The sequence below is a fragment of the Actinomadura sp. NPDC000929 genome, from assembly GCF_040492065.1.
In the GTDB taxonomy this organism is placed as follows: Bacteria; Actinomycetota; Actinomycetes; order Streptosporangiales; family Streptosporangiaceae; genus Spirillospora; species Spirillospora verrucosospora.
The window spans coordinates 18,433-34,841 of sequence record NZ_JBEUPA010000084.1 but is presented as its reverse complement, the minus strand read 5'-3'; the positions used below and the strand labels follow the sequence as shown (position 1 = coordinate 34,841).

The 16,409-nt window shown below is 73.4% G+C and carries 14 protein-coding genes; 9 read left to right on the top strand and 5 right to left on the bottom strand.

What is annotated here, in order from left to right; genetic code table 11:
• From ABWI04_RS26060 to ABWI04_RS26050, 3 genes are all read right to left on the bottom strand, one after another.
• The coding region (locus tag ABWI04_RS26060; RefSeq protein ID WP_353834082.1) for a serine/threonine-protein kinase at positions 1–981 on the bottom strand (981 nt) is incomplete at its 3' end.
• Between the two features lie 48 nt (positions 982–1,029).
• Complete coding sequence (locus ABWI04_RS26055; protein WP_353834081.1) at positions 1,030–2,253, bottom strand: MFS transporter; 1,224 nt, start codon at positions 2,251–2,253, stop codon at positions 1,030–1,032.
• Between the two features lie 178 nt (positions 2,254–2,431).
• Positions 2,432–2,953: a TetR/AcrR family transcriptional regulator gene (locus ABWI04_RS26050; protein ID WP_345174797.1), complete on the bottom strand. Its 522-nt coding sequence runs from the start codon at positions 2,951–2,953 to the stop codon at positions 2,432–2,434.
• 143 nt (positions 2,954–3,096) lie between these two features.
• On the opposite strand from ABWI04_RS26050, the gene ABWI04_RS26045 reads away from it, so the two are divergent.
• Positions 3,097–4,272, top strand: a complete 1,176-nt coding sequence (locus ABWI04_RS26045; RefSeq protein WP_353834085.1) for a cysteine desulfurase family protein — start codon at positions 3,097–3,099, stop codon at positions 4,270–4,272.
• A 39-nt stretch (positions 4,273–4,311) separates the two neighbouring features.
• Entirely contained in the window at positions 4,312–5,139 is an 828-nt protein-coding gene (locus ABWI04_RS26040; RefSeq protein WP_353834080.1) for a DUF1206 domain-containing protein, read from the top strand.
• 10 nt (positions 5,140–5,149) lie between these two features.
• Here ABWI04_RS26040 and ABWI04_RS26035 read toward each other — a convergent pair whose 3' ends face one another.
• Positions 5,150–6,235: a DUF695 domain-containing protein gene (locus ABWI04_RS26035; RefSeq protein WP_353834079.1), complete on the bottom strand. Its 1,086-nt coding sequence runs from the start codon at positions 6,233–6,235 to the stop codon at positions 5,150–5,152.
• 67 nt (positions 6,236–6,302) lie between these two features.
• Here ABWI04_RS26035 and mnmA point away from each other — a divergent pair, with 67 nt between their 5' ends.
• From mnmA to ABWI04_RS26010, 5 genes are all read left to right on the top strand, one after another.
• Positions 6,303–7,379: a tRNA 2-thiouridine(34) synthase MnmA gene (gene mnmA, locus ABWI04_RS26030; RefSeq protein ID WP_353834078.1), complete on the top strand. Its 1,077-nt coding sequence runs from the start codon at positions 6,303–6,305 to the stop codon at positions 7,377–7,379.
• A 24-nt stretch (positions 7,380–7,403) separates the two neighbouring features.
• The gene (locus tag ABWI04_RS26025; protein ID WP_353834077.1) at positions 7,404–8,222 is read left to right on the top strand and encodes an LLM class F420-dependent oxidoreductase; all 819 of its coding nucleotides are present in this window, start codon (positions 7,404–7,406) and stop codon (positions 8,220–8,222) included.
• 33 nt (positions 8,223–8,255) lie between these two features.
• The gene (locus tag ABWI04_RS26020; RefSeq protein ID WP_353834076.1) at positions 8,256–9,257 is read left to right on the top strand and encodes a methionine synthase; all 1,002 of its coding nucleotides are present in this window, start codon (positions 8,256–8,258) and stop codon (positions 9,255–9,257) included.
• Between the two features lie 51 nt (positions 9,258–9,308).
• The gene (ligA, locus tag ABWI04_RS26015) at positions 9,309–11,477 is read left to right on the top strand and encodes an NAD-dependent DNA ligase LigA (RefSeq protein WP_345174808.1); all 2,169 of its coding nucleotides are present in this window, start codon (positions 9,309–9,311) and stop codon (positions 11,475–11,477) included.
• 258 nt (positions 11,478–11,735) lie between these two features.
• Positions 11,736–13,850, top strand: a complete 2,115-nt coding sequence (locus tag ABWI04_RS26010) for a putative bifunctional diguanylate cyclase/phosphodiesterase (RefSeq protein ID WP_353834074.1) — start codon at positions 11,736–11,738, stop codon at positions 13,848–13,850.
• A gap of 140 nt (positions 13,851–13,990) precedes the next feature.
• On the opposite strand, the gene ABWI04_RS26005 is transcribed toward ABWI04_RS26010, so the two are convergent.
• Entirely contained in the window at positions 13,991–14,239 is a 249-nt protein-coding gene (locus tag ABWI04_RS26005) for a DUF6458 family protein (RefSeq protein ID WP_345174811.1), read from the bottom strand.
• A 178-nt stretch (positions 14,240–14,417) separates the two neighbouring features.
• Here ABWI04_RS26005 and gatC point away from each other — a divergent pair, with 178 nt between their 5' ends.
• Both gatC and gatA read left to right on the top strand, forming a co-directional pair.
• Positions 14,418–14,717: an Asp-tRNA(Asn)/Glu-tRNA(Gln) amidotransferase subunit GatC gene (gene gatC / locus ABWI04_RS26000; RefSeq protein ID WP_345174812.1), complete on the top strand. Its 300-nt coding sequence runs from the start codon at positions 14,418–14,420 to the stop codon at positions 14,715–14,717.
• A gap of 235 nt (positions 14,718–14,952) precedes the next feature.
• Entirely contained in the window at positions 14,953–16,407 is a 1,455-nt protein-coding gene (gene gatA / locus ABWI04_RS25995; protein ID WP_353834084.1) for an Asp-tRNA(Asn)/Glu-tRNA(Gln) amidotransferase subunit GatA, read from the top strand.
• The last annotated feature ends 2 nt before the right edge of the window (positions 16,408–16,409 follow it).

Below are 16,409 nucleotides of genomic sequence, written 5' to 3'. Positions count from 1 at the left end.
GTGACCGGGTAGTAGACGGCGCAGGCGGCGAGCGTGACGGCGGCGACCGCGACGGGATGGCTCCGGCGGAAGTACAGCGCCCCGCACCGAGGCGCCGCCCCCGCCGAGGCCGAGCGCGGTCAGGGGGAACAGCACCGACAGCGCGGCGGCGGCGCCCGCGAGCGTGCGGATGCCGCGTCCCTCCCAGTCGGTCCCGTACGCGCCCGCCGCGACCGACTCCAGTTCGGAGACGAACGCGGCGGCGCCCGGCGGACGGTCCCACGGGTTCTTCGCCAGCCCGCGCTCGATCAGCGGGCGGAGCGGCCCGGGGACGTCCCCCACCGGGATCGGGGCCGTGAGGTGGCGGCCCATCAGCCCGGCCGGGTTCCCGGCGGTGTACGGGCGGTGTCCCGTCACGCACTCGTAGAACACGCACGCCGCCGCGTACACGTCGGTCGCGGGGGAGGCGGGCTCGTCCCGCCACTGCTCGGGGGCCATGTAGACCGGCGTCCCCGACCGCCCGGACGCGCCCGCGTCCACCGCGATGCCGAAGTCGATCAGCTTGCTCAGCCCGTCGCCGCGCACGATCACGTTCGCGGGCTTGTAGTCGCGGTGGACGATGCCGAGGCCGTGCGCGGCGGCGAGGCCCAGCAGCGAGCCCTTGAGCACCGCCAGGGCGGCCTCGGGCGCCAGCGGCCCCCGCTCGGCGAGCACCGACTTCAGCGGCGCCCCGTCCACCGCCTCCATGACGATCGCCGCGCCGTCCGGCGTCTCGACCAGACCGAACAGCTGGGCGACGTACGGGTTGCGCAGCCGGCTGAGCAGGTCGGCCTCGCCGCGGAACCGTTCGCGGAACTCCGCGTCACCGGCGAGGGCCGGCGCCAGGTACTTGATCGCCGCTGGACGCCCCGTCGCGTCGTGCCGCGCGAGCACGACGCGACCCTGCGCGCCCTCGCCGAGAACGCGCATCTCGCTGTAGCCGGGAACCCGCCATCCGTCCATACCGCCCCCACACACCCGTCGTGGAAGGGGTTATATCGGATGTGGGCCTCAGGCGGCGACGGGTTCCGGCCGGGAGTCGCCCGCCGCCGGAGCCTGCGCCGGGGGCTCGGCCGGGGCGGGGACGGAGATGTCCGCGGTCGCGCGCAGCGGCGCGTACCGGGCGCCCGCCGCGATCAGCAGCGCCAGCACGACGACCACGCCGACGCCGACCCGCAGGGACGTCGCCTCCGACAGGAAGCCGACCACGACCGGCCCGAGCAGCAGGCCGCCGTAGCCCATCGCGCCGACCTGGGCGACGGCCGCGCCGGGACGGTCCGGAGCGGCGGAGCCCGCCAGCGAGATCGTCGTCGGGACGACCGTGCAGACCACGAGCCCGGTCAGGAAGAACCCGGCGATCGCCACCGCGGGGACCGGGGCCAGCACGACGACGGTCATGCCGGCGGCGGTCCCGAGGCCGGCCCCGACCAGCAGCCGGCGGGTGCCGACCCGCATCCGGACGCGGTCGCCGACGAGCCGCCCGAGCAGCATCGCCAGCTCGAACATCGGGTAGCCGGCCGCGGCGACGGCCTCGGTCGCGCCGAGCTCGTCGTGCAGCAGCAGCCCGCTCCAGTCGGCGATCGACCCCTCGGTCATGAAGGCGATGAACGCGAGGACGCCGATCAGGTAGACGGCGGGGGGCATCCGGCGCGCCCTGCGTCCCGTCTCGGACGCGGCGGGCGCGGCGGGGTCGGGCAGGTAGGTGCGGCCGAGCGCGAGCCCGGCGGGCACCGACAGCACCGCGGTGACCAGCACGGTCTCGGTGAACCCGAAACCGGCGGCGGCGGTCGCGACGCCGAACAGGCCGCCGCTCATCGCGCCGACGCACCAGCCGGCGTGCATGCCGCTCATGACGGACCGGCGGTACGCCTGCTCGACGACGCTGCCCTGCGCGTTCATCGCGATGTCGGTGATCCCGAACGTCATGCCGAACAGCGCGACGGCGCCGAGGAGCACGCCGTAGGTGGGGGCGAGCGCCACCGCCGCGTACGACAGGCCCGTCAGCGGCAGGGCGATCCGCAGGACGGCGCGGCTGCCGGCCCGCGCCATCACGCCGCGCAGCGCCTGCATGGCCGCGATCGCGCCGAGCCCCCAGACGAGGACGACGATGCCGATCTCGCCCTCGTTCGTCCCGAACTTGCCGGCCAGCGCGGGCATGCGCGCCACCCACACTCCGGTCAGCAGACCGGCCAGTGCGAAGGTCAGGAACGTCCCCGAACGGGCACGGAACAGCATTGTTCACCTCTTTCTCGTCTCGGCGGGGCGCACCCCGGCGTGTGGCGTGCGGCGTCCGCGACGTGCGCCGTCGCGGGACGTGCGCCGTCGTGTGACATAGGTCATGGAACGCTCCAAACCCGTGTGGGTCCGGAACGTCCGGAAGGTCGGGCGGGGCGCGGGCGGCGCGCCCCCGGCGTCAGCGCTCCAGCAACCCCAGAAGCCGCTGTTTCAGCGCTCTGAGCTGCTCGGCGTCGTACAGCCCGGGATCATGGCTGACCACCTCCCAGAGGCCCTCGGCCGCCAGCCTGACGACCGCCGCGTCGCCCGGGTCGGGATCGTCCGCCGGGTCGTGGCCGTGCCAGCGGCGCATCGCCTCGTTCAGCGGCTCGGCCTGCTCGGGGTCGGCGGCCGCGGCCGTGATGGCCGACCACCGCCGGTAGGCGCGGGCCTCACCGGTGAGGATCTCGAACGTGGCCTCGACGTAGGCCCGGGTGTAGGACCCCGGCGTGCCGTCGTCGTAGGAGGCGATCAGGCCGTCGAACTCCTCGATGACCCGCGCCACCATGGCCCGGACGAGCGCCTCCTTGGTGGGGAAGTGGTAGAGCAGCCCTCCCTTGCTGACGCCGGCGCGGTCGGCGACCGCGCTGAGGGTCAGCGCCTGCGTCCCCTGCTCGAAGAGCACGGACTCGGCTGCGTCCAAGAGGGCTTCCCGTTTCATGACGTCCTTACTGTACCGGCTGGACGGTATACGGGCCAACCGGGGGCGGGCGCCCGCTATTCCCCCTGTCGAGGCCCGGCTTCCGGCCGTCGCACCGGGCCCCGGAAGGGAACAGGAAGGGCGCGGATACTGTTGTCCGCGTGGTGACCTACCTCGACCATGCGGCGACCACCCCGATGCTGCCCGAGGCCATCGAGGCGATGACGGCGGAGTTGCGCGAGCTCGGCAACCCCTCCTCGCTGCACGCCGCGGGCCGGCGCGCCCGGCGCGTCGTCGAGGAGTCCCGCGAGCTCATCGCCGAGGCGTTCGGCGCCCGCCCGAGCGAGGTCGTGTTCACCTCCGGCGGCACCGAGGCCGACAACCTCGCCGTCAAGGGGATCTTCTGGGCGCGCCGCACCGCCGACCCGGCCCGCACCCGCGTGCTCGTCGGCGCCGTCGAGCACCACGCGGTCCTGGACGCGGTCCAGTGGCTCGCCGACCACGAGGGCGCCCGCGTCGACGTCGTCCCGGTGGACGGGCTCGGCCGCGTCGCTCCGGACGCGCTGCGCGAACTGCTCGGCTCCGGCGACGACGTGGCCCTCGCCACCGTGATGTGGGCCAACAACGAGGTCGGCACCGTCCAGCCCGTCGCCGAACTGGCCGCCGCCGCCGGCGAGCGCGGCGTCCCCCTGCACACCGACGCCGTCCAGGCCGCCGGGCAGCTGCCCGTCGGGTTCGCGGCGAGCGGCGCGCAGGCCCTGACCATCACCGGCCACAAGCTCGGCGGCCCGATCGGCGTCGGCGCGCTGCTGCTGGCCAAGCCGAAGCCGCCGGTGTTCCTCGACCCGGTGCCGCTGCTGCACGGCGGCGGCCAGGAGCGCGACGTCCGGTCCGGGACGCTCGACGCCCCCGCCATCGCGGGCTTCGCCGCCGCCGTCCGGGCCGCGGTCGCCCGCCGCGAGGCCGAGGCGGCCCGCCTCGCCGGGCTGCGCGACGAGCTGATCGCCGCCGTGCGGGACGCCGTCCCTGAGGCGGTGCTGAACGGCGACCCCGACGACCGCCTCCCCGGCAACGCGCACTTCTCCTTCCCCGGCTGCGAGGGCGACGCCCTGCTCATGCTGCTGGACGCGCGCGGCATCGCCTGCTCCACCGGATCGGCCTGCTCGGCGGGCGTCTCCCAGCCCAGCCACGTCCTGGTCGCCATGGACGCGGGCGCCGAGCGGGCCCGAGGGTCGCTGCGGTTCTCCCTCGGCCACACCAGCACCGAGGCCGACGTGAAGGCCCTCGCCGACGCCATCGGCCCGGTCGTCGAGCGCGCCCGCCGCGCGGGCCTCAGCTGACGCTGGTTTGACCTCCCCTTGAACGGGGACAGCGTGGCCGTGACGACGGATGTGAGCCGCGGGCTCAAGCAGGCGGCGGGACACCCTTGGTTCCACCACATGTCCCGGGTGGGGCTGGTCGCGCGCGGCCTGCTCTACCTCCTCATCGGCTGGCTGGCCCTCCAGGTCGCCTTCGGCGGCGGCGGGAAGGAGGCCGACCGCACGGGCGCGCTGGAGACCATCGCCGGCAAACCGGGCGGCCTCGTCCTCATCGCGCTGATGGCGGTCGGCTTCGCCGCGCTCGTCCTCTGGCAGACCGCGGAGGCCCTGCTCGGCCGTCCCGTCCCAGACGGCGACAAGGCGACCAAGCGCCTGATGTCGGCCGCACGCGCCGTCATCTACGCGGTCGCGTTCGTCGGGACCCTCGCGTTCCTCTTCGGCCACCACGGCTCGTCGAGCGACAAGCAGTCCAAGACCTACACCGCGCGGCTCATGGAGGCGCCCGGCGGCCGCTGGCTCGTCCTGGCGGTCGCGGTGGGCTTCCTCGTCGTGGGCGCGGTCATGGTCGTGAACGCCTTCCGGCACAAGTTCATGAAGGAACTCAAGTCCTGGGAGATGGGCAGGACCGCGCGCCGCGTCGTCAAGCCCCTCGCGATCGTCGGCAACACCGCCCGCGGCCTCGTCGTCGCCGCCGTCGGCGCCTTCCTCGCCTACGCGGCCGTCAGCTTCCAGCCCGACAAGGCCCAGGGCCTGGACGGCACCCTCCGCGAGTTCGCCTCGACCCCCGCCGGCCCCTGGGGCCTGGCCGCCATCGCCCTCGGCGTCATCACCTTCGGCCTCTACAACTTCTGCGAAGCCCGCTACCGCAAGGTGGACGCGAGCAACTAGCCCCTGGGAGTCACGGCTGGTAGGGGGCCAGGGCTCGCCAGCCGGGGTCGCTGGTGGAGGCGACCTTGGCCTTGCCCTCCGGCCAGCCCGCGGCCAGCTGGTCGAGTTCGGAGATGACGCCGGAGTCGGGGTCGGCGTACAGGTGGAAGACGCGCAGGCCGTCGCCGGTCTCGCGGACGGCGAGGACGGCGCGGTCGCCGAGCTTGGCGAGCTTCTTCTCGAACGCGCGCAGCGCGCCCGACGACGGCTCGACGGGGAGCCGGTCGGGGTTGCTGTTGGCGTACGGGACGGTGATCGCCACGTGCAGGTCGCAGAGCGGGTAGTCCTGCCGGTGCAGCGGGAACCGGGCGCCGAGGCGGGCGGGGTGGCCGCGGGGCGTGCGGCCCTCGCCGGTCAGCCAGGCCGGCTCGGCGAACGGCTCGGAGATCTGCTCCACGACCGCGGACAGCATGGACGGCGGGAGGGAGTCGATCGGCGCCTCGGTCGCGATCGTGACCTCGCCGATCCAGCGGGCCACGTCGTCCTCCCCGAGCGCCCAGTGCAGGACGTTCAGCGCGACCTGGAGCTGCTGCTCCTCGGAGACGAACAGGAAGTCGGGGTGGTAGGCGGTGATGTGCACGCGGGCGCGGTCGGCGTCGGCGCGCATGCCGAGCCGGACGTACTCCAGGTCGAACTCGTGGTCGCCGAGGATGAGGTCCTGGCCGAGCATCTCCGGGTCGGCCTGGCGGGACGGGTGGAAGCTCCAGCCGCCCGCGGCGGAGCCGGACGGGGCGGAGCGCGCCCAGCGCTCGGTCAGGCCGCGCAGCTCGGGGTCGCCGCCGCCGGTGACGGTCAGCGAGGGGTTGCGGTCGTCGGCGCCGCCGATCTCCCACTGGAGCTCGGGGTGGATCTTGTGGACGAGGCGGGACAGATCCTCCATCGTCTCGGCGGACAGGCCCTCACCGGGCACGGCCGGATCGGACTCCTCGGACGGCTCCGGCCCGGCGGCCAGCGAGGCCTCGATCGTCGGGCGGGCCTGGGCCCACCACTCCCAGAACTCGCTGATGGCGGGCGGTGCGGCGGCGGACGCCTCGCGCGGACGACGGAAGATTCCCATAGCGGCCCCAATCGTACGCGGAAATGGAGTCGGGAGACCGGGCCACGCCGCGTACGCTCGAAGGACTATGCCTCTCCGTGTACTCGCCGCCATGTCGGGCGGCGTCGACTCCGCCGTGGCCGCCGCCCGCGCCGCCGAGGCCGGGCACGATGTGACCGGCGTCCACATGGCCCTGTCCAGCAATCCCCAGTCGTACCGGACGGGGGCGCGCGGCTGCTGCACCCTGGAGGACTCCCGGGACGCCCGCCGCGCCGCCGACGTGATCGGCATCCCGTTCTACGTGTGGGACCTCGCCGAGCGCTTCCACCGGGACGTGGTGGAGGACTTCGTCAGCGAGTACGCGGCGGGCCGCACCCCGAACCCGTGCCTGCGCTGCAACGAGAAGATCAAGTTCGCGGCGCTGCTGGACCGGGCGATGGCGCTCGGCTTCGACGCCGTCTGCACCGGCCACTACGCGCGGCTGGACGGCGGCGTCCTGCGGCGCGGCGTCGACGCGGGCAAGGACCAGTCGTACGTCCTGGCCGTCTGCACGCCCGAGCAGCTCGCGCACGCGCTGTTCCCGCTCGGCGACACCTCCAAGGCCGACATCCGGCTGGAGGCGGAGCGCCGCGGCCTCCAGGTCGCCGACAAGCCCGACAGCCACGACATCTGCTTCATCGCCGACGGCGACACGCGCGGCTTCCTGGCCGAGCGGCTGGGGTCGGCGCCCGGCCCGATCGTCGACGCCGACGGCAACGAGGTCGGCGAGCACGACGGCGCCTACGCCTACACGATCGGGCAGCGCAAGGGCCTGCGGATCGGCACCCCGGCGCCGGACGGGCGGCCCCGCTACGTCCTCGACATCTCCCCGGTCACCAACACCGTGACGGTGGGGCCGCGCGAGTCGCTGGACGTCCACGAGATCACCGGCGAGCGCCCCGTGTGGCTGAGCGAGGCCCCGCGGGGCCCGTTCGAGTGCCAGGTCCAGCTCCGCGCGCACGGCGAGGTCCACGACTGCACGGCCGAGCACACCGGGAACGAGCTGCGCGTCCGCCTGGCCACGCCCGCGCGGGGCGTGGCGACCGGCCAGGCCGCCGTCCTCTACGACGGCGACCGCGTCCTCGGGTCGGCCACGATCGCGGAGACCGCGCGCGTCCCCGCCTGACCAGGGTGCCGGAAGGAGAGCGCGATGCGGTTCGGTGTCTCGACGTTCGTGACCGATGAGGGGATCGGCCCCGCCGCGCTCGGGCGGGCGCTGGAGGAGCGCGGGTTCGGGTCCCTGTTCGTCACCGAGCACACGCACATCCCCGTGAAGCGGGAGTCGGAGTATCCGGGCGGCGGCGAGCTGCCGCGCATCTACTACCGGACGCTCGACCCGTTCGTCGCGCTGTCGGCGGCCGCCGCCGTCACCGCGCGCCTCCGGCTCGGGACGGGCATCGCGCTGGTCGTCCAGCGCGACCCGATCACGCTGGCGAAGGAGACCGCCTCCCTCGACCTGGTCTCCGGCGGACGCGCCGTGCTCGGCGTCGGCGCCGGCTGGAACCGGGAGGAGATGCGCAACCACGGCACCGACCCGGCGACCCGGATGCGGCTGATGCGCGAGCGGGTGCTGGCGGTCAAGGAGCTGTGGACGAAGGAGCGGGCCGAGTTCCACGGCGAGTTCGTCGACTTCGACCCGGTGTTCTCCTACCCCAAGCCCGTCCAGGACCCGCATCCGCCCGTGCTGGTCGGCGGCTCGGGGCCGACGGCGCTCGACCGGGTCGCGGAGTACGGCGACGGATGGATGCCGCTCTACGGCCGCGGAACCGGTGATCTCGCCGCCCGGATCGCGGACCTGCGCGAGCGGGCGGGACGCCGGGTGCCGGTGACGGTGTTCGCCGTCCCGGCCAGGCCGGAGGCCGTCGCCGAGCTGGAGGCCGCGGGAGCCGACGAGGTCCTGTTCAACCTGCGGACCGAGCCGGAGGACGACACGCTCCGCCGCCTCGACCGGCTGGCCGCGCTGCTGTGATCGCCGTCCCGCGGCGCCGATAGGGTTTGCAGGGTGACGAGCTTTCCGTGGCAGGCCGGGACGGCGACCGGCGTCGGGTCCTATCCGGGGGAGGACCCCGCCGAGGCGCTGCGGATCGTCCTCGGCGAACTGCCCGAGCTGCCGCACCTGCCCGAGCTGCCGGCCCGCGGCCCCGGCGCCGACCTGGCGGGGCGGACCGCCGGGCTGCTGGTCGAGATGCCCGTGCACCTGGAGCCGTCCGGCTGGCGGTTCTCCGACCGCCCCGGACGCGACACGCAGCGCTCCCGCGACCACCTCGCCCGCGACCTGGACGTCCTGGAGGAGGTCGCGGGCGGCCACGACGGGCCGTTCAAGATCCAGGTCTGCGGGCCCTGGACGCTGGCCGCCTCGATCGAGCTGCGGCACGGCGACCGGGCGCTGAAGGACCCCGGCGCCGTCCGCGACCTGACCGCCTCGCTGGCCGAGGGCGTCGCCGCCCACGTGGCCGGCGTCCAGCGCCGACTCCCGGCGGCGCAGATCATCCTGCAGTTGGACGAGCCCAGCCTGCCCGCCGCCCTGGCCGGGACGGTCCCGACCGCCAGCGGCTTCTCCCGCCTACGGGCGATCGAGGCGCCGATCGCCGAAGAGGCCCTCCGCACCGTGATCGGCGCGACGGACGCCTACCCCGTCGTGCACTGCTGCGCCCGGAACGTCCCCTACAACCTCCTGCGCGGCGCCGGCGCGAAGGCCCTCTCCATCGACCTGCGCCTGGTCCCGAGACGCGACGACGACGCCGTGGGGGAGGCGATCGACGCGGGGATCGGCCTGTTCCTCGGCGCCGTCCCCGCGACCGACGCCGCCCTTCCACCCCTCAAGGCGACCGCCGAGCCGGTGCGGGAGCTGTGGCGCCGCTTCGGCTTCCCCGCCCAGCGGCTGGCCGAACAAGTCGTGATCACTCCGGCCTGCGGCATGGCGGGCGCCTCGCCCCGCCACGTCCGCGCCGCCCTCGCACGCTGCCGCGACACCGCCCGGATGCTCTACGAAGCGGCTCTCTAGAAGGGCGCGCCGAGGGCTCATATTGTCGGTCCCGTTGGCGAGAATAGGGGCATGACCATGAGCGACGGCGTTCCGACCGAGGCGCGGCAGCGCCACAAGGAGCTGAGCGAGCGGCTCGACGAGGCCAACTACCGGTACTACGTCCTCGACCAGCCGACGCTCTCCGACGCCGAGTACGACCGGATGATGCGCGACATCCGGGCGCTGGAGGAGCGGTATCCGGAGCTGGTCACGCCCGACTCGCCGACACAGCGGGTCGGCGCGCCCATCGTCACCGACTTCGCGACCGTCCAGCACCTGGAGCGGATGCAGAGCCTCGACAACGCGATGAGCGCCGAGGAGCTGCTCGCCTGGGACGAGCGGGTCGTCAAGGAGGTCGGCGAGGTCGCCGGCTACCTGTGCGAGCTGAAGATCGACGGCCTGGCGATCGCGCTGACGTACGAGAAGGGGCGGCTCGTGCGCGGGGTCACCCGCGGCGACGGGCGCACCGGCGAGGACGTCACCAACAACGTCCGCACCATCGCCGACATCCCCGCCCGGCTGGCCGGCGAGGGCTGGCCGGACGTCCTGGAGGTCCGCGGCGAGGTCTTCCTGCCGGTCGAGGGGTTCGAGCAGGTCAACGCGGTCCAGATCGAGGCGGGCAAGGAGCCCTTCGCCAACCCGCGCAACGCGGCGGCGGGCTCGCTGCGGCAGAAGGACCCGCGGGTGACCGCGCACCGGCCGCTCGGCATGCTCGTCCACGGGTTCGGCGCGTGGCGGGGCGGGGAGCAGCCCGACAGCCAGTCCGGCGCGTACGAGCTGATGCGCGGCTGGGGCCTGCCGGTCAGCGACCGCTACAAGGTCGTCTCCGGGCTCGGCGCCGTCCGCGAGTACATCGAGGAGTACGGCGAGGACCGGCACGGCACCGCCTACGAGATCGACGGGGTCGTCGTCAAGGTCGACCAGTTCGCGCTGCAGCGCCGGCTCGGGTCGACGAGCCGGGCGCCGCGCTGGGCGATCGCGTGGAAGTACCCGCCGGAGGAGGTCAACACCAAGCTCCTCGACATCAGGGTCGGCGTGGGGCGGACCGGGCGCGTCACCCCCTACGGGGTGATGGAGCCGATCAAGGTCGCCGGGTCCACGGTGGAGCGGGCGACGCTGCACAACGCGAGCGAGGTCAGGCGCAAGGGCGTGCTGATCGGCGACACGGTCGTGCTGCGCAAGGCGGGCGACGTCATCCCCGAGATCGTCGCGCCGGTGACCGGGCTGCGCGACGGGTCCGAGCGCGAGTTCGTCATGCCCGACACCTGCCCCGAGTGCGGGACGGAGCTGGCGTACGAGAAGGAGGGCGACGTCGACATCCGCTGCCCGAACGCCAGGAGCTGCCCCGGCCAGCTGCGCGAGCGGCTGTTCTATCTGGCGAGCCGCAAGGTGCTCGACATCGAGGCGCTCGGCTACGTCGCGGCGACCGCGCTCACCCAGCCGCTGGAGCCGAGCGACCCGCCGGTGAAGAACGAGGGCGACCTGTTCCACCTCACCGTCGACCAGCTGCTCCCGATCAGGAGCCCGGTCCTCGACCAGCGGACCGGCACGGCCAAGACCGACCCGAAGACCGGCGAGCCGAAGGTGGTGTCGTTCTTCGCCAACAAGGAGGGCGAGCCGAAGAAGACGGTCGAGATCCTCTTCGAGGAGCTGGAGAAGGCCAAGCGGCAGCCGCTGTGGCGGGTGCTGGTGGCGCTGTCGATCCGGCATGTCGGGCCGTCCGCCGCCCAGGACCTCGCGCGCGAGATGCGCTCGCTCGACGCGATCGCCGAGGCGACGGAGGAGGAGCTCGCCGCGGTGGACGGCGTGGGGCCCACCATCGCCGCGTCCATCAAGAAGTGGTTCGAGGAGCCCTGGCACCGCGAGATCGTCGACAAGTGGCGCGCCGCCGGCGTCCGGATGCGGGACGAGGGGGCCGCGGGGCCGCGCCCGCTGGAGGGCGTCAGCGTGGTGATCACCGGATCGCTGGAGGGGTTCAGCCGCGACTCGGCGACCGAGGCGGTGCAGCGGCTCGGCGGGAAGGTGTCCGGGTCGGTGTCGAAGAAGACGGGCTTCGTGGTCGTCGGCGACAGTCCAGGGTCGAAATACGACAAAGCGGTCAAGTTGGGCGTGCCGGTCCTGGCCGAGGAGGGGTTCCGGGTCCTCCTCTCCGATGGGCCAGATGCGGCCAAAAACGTAACTATGCGCGCGGACGCCTAACACGGCGTGGTTGCGGGGGTTTCGACCAGGGTTGCGTTACTCAGGGGTACACTTCCACTACCCAGCGACGAGGGACGGACGCGGAAAGGAAATAACGGAACGTACGCAACCGGTTTCGCGAAGTTGAGCGAAGGCCGTACCCTCCCTCACATCACGACCCACACCTGAAATCTCCGGACGTAACACCCGGGGGGCGTCCCCCGAGGTCGGGGACGCCCGGTGCCGGGGGGCGACCCCCCGCAGCCCCCCGAGGATGTGATGAAGGACCCGAACAACACGCGGAACACGGCGCCACGCCGTGGCTCCCCGTTGTGGATCTACTTCGTCGTCGTCATCCTGCTCGGCCTCGCCGCCGCGGCCGCCGCGTTCTCCGGGCTGACCCGCGCCGACCTGGACGCGCTCGCCGGAACCCCCGTGTTCTGGATCCTCGGCTGCTTCATCATCTTCGGCGAGCTGCGGCCGATCATCACGCCCGGCAGCACCGAGAACAACGGCGCCACCACCTCGACGACGTTCTCGTTCGCCGCGCTGCTGTACGCCGGGCTGCCCATCGCCGCCGCCCTCCAGGCCGTCGCCGTGATCACCTGCGGGATCTTCCGTTCCCGCTCCCCCCACCGCATCGCCTTCAACGTCGCGCAGTACACGCTCAGCCTGGCCGCCGCCCAGCTCGTCCTCGCGCTCTCCGGCGACCTCGCGACCCCCTCGCAGCTGTGGGTGCCGCACGGCTCCGACCTGCCCGCGATCGCGCTCGCCGGCGCCGTCTACTTCGTCTGCAACGACACCCTCGTCGGCGCCGCCGTCGCGCTGCACGCCCGCGTCTCGCTCGTCAAGGCGCTCCGCTGGGACCTGGCCTACCAGGTCCTCGTGCACCTGGCGCTGCTCGGCCTCGCCCCGCTGATGGTCATCGCGATGGACCGGTCCGCCGTCTTCGTGCCGCTGATCGTCCTGCCGTTCATCGCCGTCTACCTCAACGCCTCCGTCTCGGTCCGGCGTGAGCACCAGGCGCTGCACGACGGGCTGACCGGCCTGCCCAACCGCAAGCTGCTGATCGTCCGCACCGAGGAGGCCCTCGCCGAGGCGCGCGGCGCGGAGCGGCGGCTCCCGCGCGCCGCCGGGCTCGGGGCCCGGCGCCGCAAGGCGGCCGACCCGCCGGACCACCGCGCCGGGCTGTTCCTGCTCGACCTCGACCGGTTCAAGGAGGTCAACGACACCCTCGGGCACCCCACCGGCGACCGGCTGCTCCAGCTCGTCGCGCACCGGCTCACCCACAGCGTCCGCCCCGGCGACCTCGTCGCGCGGCTCGGCGGCGACGAGTTCGCGGTGCTGCTGCCCACCGTGCGGGACGAGGCCGCCGCCCGCGAGGTCGCCGCCCGGCTGCGCGCCGCGCTCTCCGAACCCGTCCGGCTGGACGGCATGTCGTTCGATCTGGAGGCCAGCGTCGGCATCGCGCTGTTCCCCGACCACGCGCCCGACTTCGAGCTGCTCCTGCAGCGCGCCGACGTCGCCATGTACAACGCCAAGGAGGCCCGGACCGGCGTCGAGACGTACTCGCCCGGCAAGGACCGCAACTCCCCGGCCCGGCTCAGCATGCTCGGCGACCTGCGCCGCGCCATCGACCGCTCCGAGCTGGAGCTGTTCTACCAACCGAAGATCTCGCTGCGGGACGGCCACCTCGTCGGCATGGAGGCCCTGCTGCGCTGGCGCCACCCCGACAAGGGCCTCCTGGAGCCCGAGGCGTTCCTGTCGGTCGCCGAGCAGACCTACCTGATGCGCTCGATCACCCACTACGTCGTGCAGGCCGCGCTCGCCCAGACCGCCGCGTGGTGGCGGGCGGACATGCCGGTCCAGGTCGCGGTGAACGCCTCGGGACGCGACCTGCTCGACACCGGGCTCACCGAGGTCATCGAGGAGGGCCTGCTCGCCCGCGGCCTGCCCGCCGCGGCGCTCCAGCTGGAGATCACCGAGCGCATCCTGATGAACGAGCCCGCCTACGCCTCCGACACGGTGAGCGCCCTCGCCGAGCTCGGCATCCCGCTCAGCCTGGACGACTTCGGCACCGGCTACTCCTCCCTCGTGCGGCTCAAGCGCCTGCCCGTCGAGGAGATCAAGATCGACTCATCGTTCGTGGGGCGCCTGGCCGACTCGGCCGACGACGCCGTCATCGTCCGCTCGATCGTCGACCTCGTCCGCACGCTCGGGCTGCGCTCGGTCGCCGAGGGCGTCGAGGACCCGGCCACCGCCGAGCGGCTGCGGGAGATGGGCTGCGACGCCGCCCAGGGCTGGCACTTCTGCCGTCCCATGGACGCCGCGACCGCCACCGACTGGCTGTACTCCTTCGCCGTCCCCTCGGTGAAGGCGCCCGGAGGCGCCTGACCGCCACGGCCGAACGCCGATGGGGGCAGGGACCGTTTCGCACCAGAAGGGTCTTCCAGCGGACGCGCGGGCAGGGCGCCGCCTAGGTAAGGGGGCGCCCTGCCCGTTGCGGGGCGTGATGCGTGGGGCGGTGTCCGCGGTCAGTAGCGGCGACGGGCCTCGTAGTCGTCGGCGTAGTACTCCTCGCGCACGGCCGCGGGCGGGGGACGGCGGTCGACGGCGCGGCGGGCGGACATGATCCGCACGATGCCGACAACGAGGCCGATCACGCCGCCGATCATGAGGATGACGCCGACCAGCCGGATGTCGATGCCGCTGATGTCGTAGTTGACTGCGTATGCCAGGATCGCGCCGATGATGATCAGGGCGATGCTGCCGCCGATGGTCACGGCGGTCTCCTCTCGTTCGTCCCGGGGGTGGACGCAAGAAGCGTTCCCTCTGTGCGGGGATGAAACGGGCGACCTGGGCGACCCGCCGCGGGCACGCCCGCGTAAACGGGTCGGGGTGCGGGGGCGCGGGCCCATAGGATGGCCGTGAACCCACTTCATCGCAGGAACGGTTTCTTCAATGTCCGCCATCACCCGTGACGAGGTGTCGCACCTCGCCCGGCTGTCCCGGCTGGCGCTCGGCGACGATGAGCTCGACCATCTCGCCGCCCAGCTCGACCAGATCATCTCCGCGGTCGCGCGGGTGCAGGAGGTCGCGGCGGAGGACATCCCGCCCACCTCGCACGCGCTGCCGCTGACCAACGTCTACCGGACGGACGAGGTGCGGGAGTGCCTCCGGCCCGAGCAGGCCCTCGCCGGCGCCCCGGCCGCCGAGGAGCAGCGCTTCCGCGTGCCGCGGATCCTCGACGAGGAGGCCTGAGCGGTGACCGGAACGGAGCGCAGCGGAGTGGAGGGCGCCGCTCAGGCGGCACGCCTGGGGGGTCTGGGGGGTCGCCCCCCAGGAGTCACGCGTGCGGTGACCGGAACGGAGCGCAGCGGAGTGGAGGGCGCCGCTCAGGCGGCACGCCTGGGGGGCCTGGGGCGTCGTCCCCCCAGAAAGGACACGTGCGGTGAGTGAGCTGGTCAGGAAGAGTGCGGCGGAGCTCGGGGAGCTGATGGCCGCGGGTGAGGCGTCGGCCGTCGAGGTGGCCGAGGCGCACCTGGACCGCATCGCGGCGGTGGACGGCAGCGTCAAGGCGTTCCTGCACGTCGACCGCGAGACGACGCTGGCGCAGGCCCGCGAGGTGGACGAGCGGCGCGCGGCGGGGGAGAAGCTCGGCCCGCTGGCCGGCGTCCCCATCGCGCACAAGGACGTGTTCACCACCGCGGACATGCCCACCACCGCCGGATCCAAGATCCTTGAGGGCTGGCGGCCGCCGTACGACGCGACCGTGACGGCGCGGCTGCGGCAGGCCGGGCTGGTGATCCTCGGCAAGACGAACATGGACGAGTTCGCGATGGGCTCGTCCACGGAGAACAGCGCCTACTTCGTCTCCCGCAACCCGTGGGATCTGGAGCGGGTCCCGGGCGGGTCGTCGGGCGGGTCGTCGGCGGCGGTCGCGGCGTACGAGGCGCCGCTGTCCACCGGCACCGACACCGGCGGCTCCATCCGGCAGCCCGCCGCCGTCACCGGCATCGTCGGGATGAAGCCCACCTACGGCGGCTCGTCCCGCTACGGCGTCATCGCGTTCGCGTCCTCGCTCGACACGCCCGGCCCGTTCGCGCGCAACGTGCTGGACGCGGCGCTGCTGCACGAGGCGTTCAGCGGCCACGACGTCATGGACTCCACCTCGGTGGACCAGGCCGTCCCACCGGTCGTGGAGGCCGCGCGCCGCGCCGACGTCAACGGGCTGCGCGTGGGCGTCGTGAAGGAGTTCGCGGGCGACGGCTACCAGGCGGGCGTCTCGGCGCGCTTCAACGAGACGGTCGAGCTGCTGGAGTCCCTCGGCGCGAAGGTCGTCGAGGTGTCCTGCCCGCACTTCTCCTACGCGCTGCCCGCGTACTACCTGATCGCGCCGTCGGAGTGCTCGTCCAACCTCGCGCGTTTCGACGCGATGCGGTACGGCCTGCGCGTCGGCGACGACGGCAGCCGCAGCGCCGAGGAGGTCATGGCGCTGACCCGCGCGGAGGGCTTCGGGCCCGAGGTGAAGCGGCGCATCATGCTCGGCACCTACGCGCTGTCGTCGGGCTACTACGACGCCTACTACGGCAAGGCGCAGCAGGTCCGCACCCTGATCAAGCGCGACTTCGAGGCGGCGTTCGAGCAGGTGGACGTGCTGGTCTCGCCGACCACGCCGACCACCGCGTTCCCGATCGGCGAGCGCGCCGACGACCCGATCGCCATGTACTTGGCCGACCTGTGCACGATCCCGGCCAACCTCACCGGCAACGCCGCGATCTCGGTGCCGTGCGGCCTGGCGGACGGCCTGCCCGTCGGCCTGCAGATCATGGCCCCCGTCCTCGGCGACGACCGCGTCTACCGCGTCGGCGCCGCCGTCGAGCGGGCCCTCGAAGAGCGCTGGGGCGGCCCGCTGCTGGCCCGGGCCCCGGAACTGGTGGAGGCGAAGTGACC

Bases quoted from the DNA above. Each gene is read 5' to 3' on its own strand.
- gatC (WP_345174812.1), top strand. From the start codon at position 14,418: ATGTCCGCCATCACCCGTGACGAGGTGTCGCACCTCGCCCGGCTGTCC.
- ligA (WP_345174808.1), top strand. From the start codon at position 9,309: ATGACCATGAGCGACGGCGTTCCGACCGAGGCGCGGCAGCGCCACAAG.
- gatA (WP_353834084.1), top strand. From the start codon at position 14,953: ATGGCCGCGGGTGAGGCGTCGGCCGTCGAGGTGGCCGAGGCGCACCTG.
- ABWI04_RS26055 (WP_353834081.1), bottom strand. From the start codon at position 2,253: ATGCTGTTCCGTGCCCGTTCGGGGACGTTCCTGACCTTCGCACTGGCC.
- ABWI04_RS26025 (WP_353834077.1), top strand. From the start codon at position 7,404: ATGCGGTTCGGTGTCTCGACGTTCGTGACCGATGAGGGGATCGGCCCC.
- ABWI04_RS26035 (WP_353834079.1), bottom strand. From the start codon at position 6,235: ATGGGAATCTTCCGTCGTCCGCGCGAGGCGTCCGCCGCCGCACCGCCC.
- mnmA (WP_353834078.1), top strand. From the start codon at position 6,303: ATGCCTCTCCGTGTACTCGCCGCCATGTCGGGCGGCGTCGACTCCGCC.
- ABWI04_RS26050 (WP_345174797.1), bottom strand. From the start codon at position 2,953: ATGAAACGGGAAGCCCTCTTGGACGCAGCCGAGTCCGTGCTCTTCGAG.
- ABWI04_RS26010 (WP_353834074.1), top strand. From the start codon at position 11,736: ATGAAGGACCCGAACAACACGCGGAACACGGCGCCACGCCGTGGCTCC.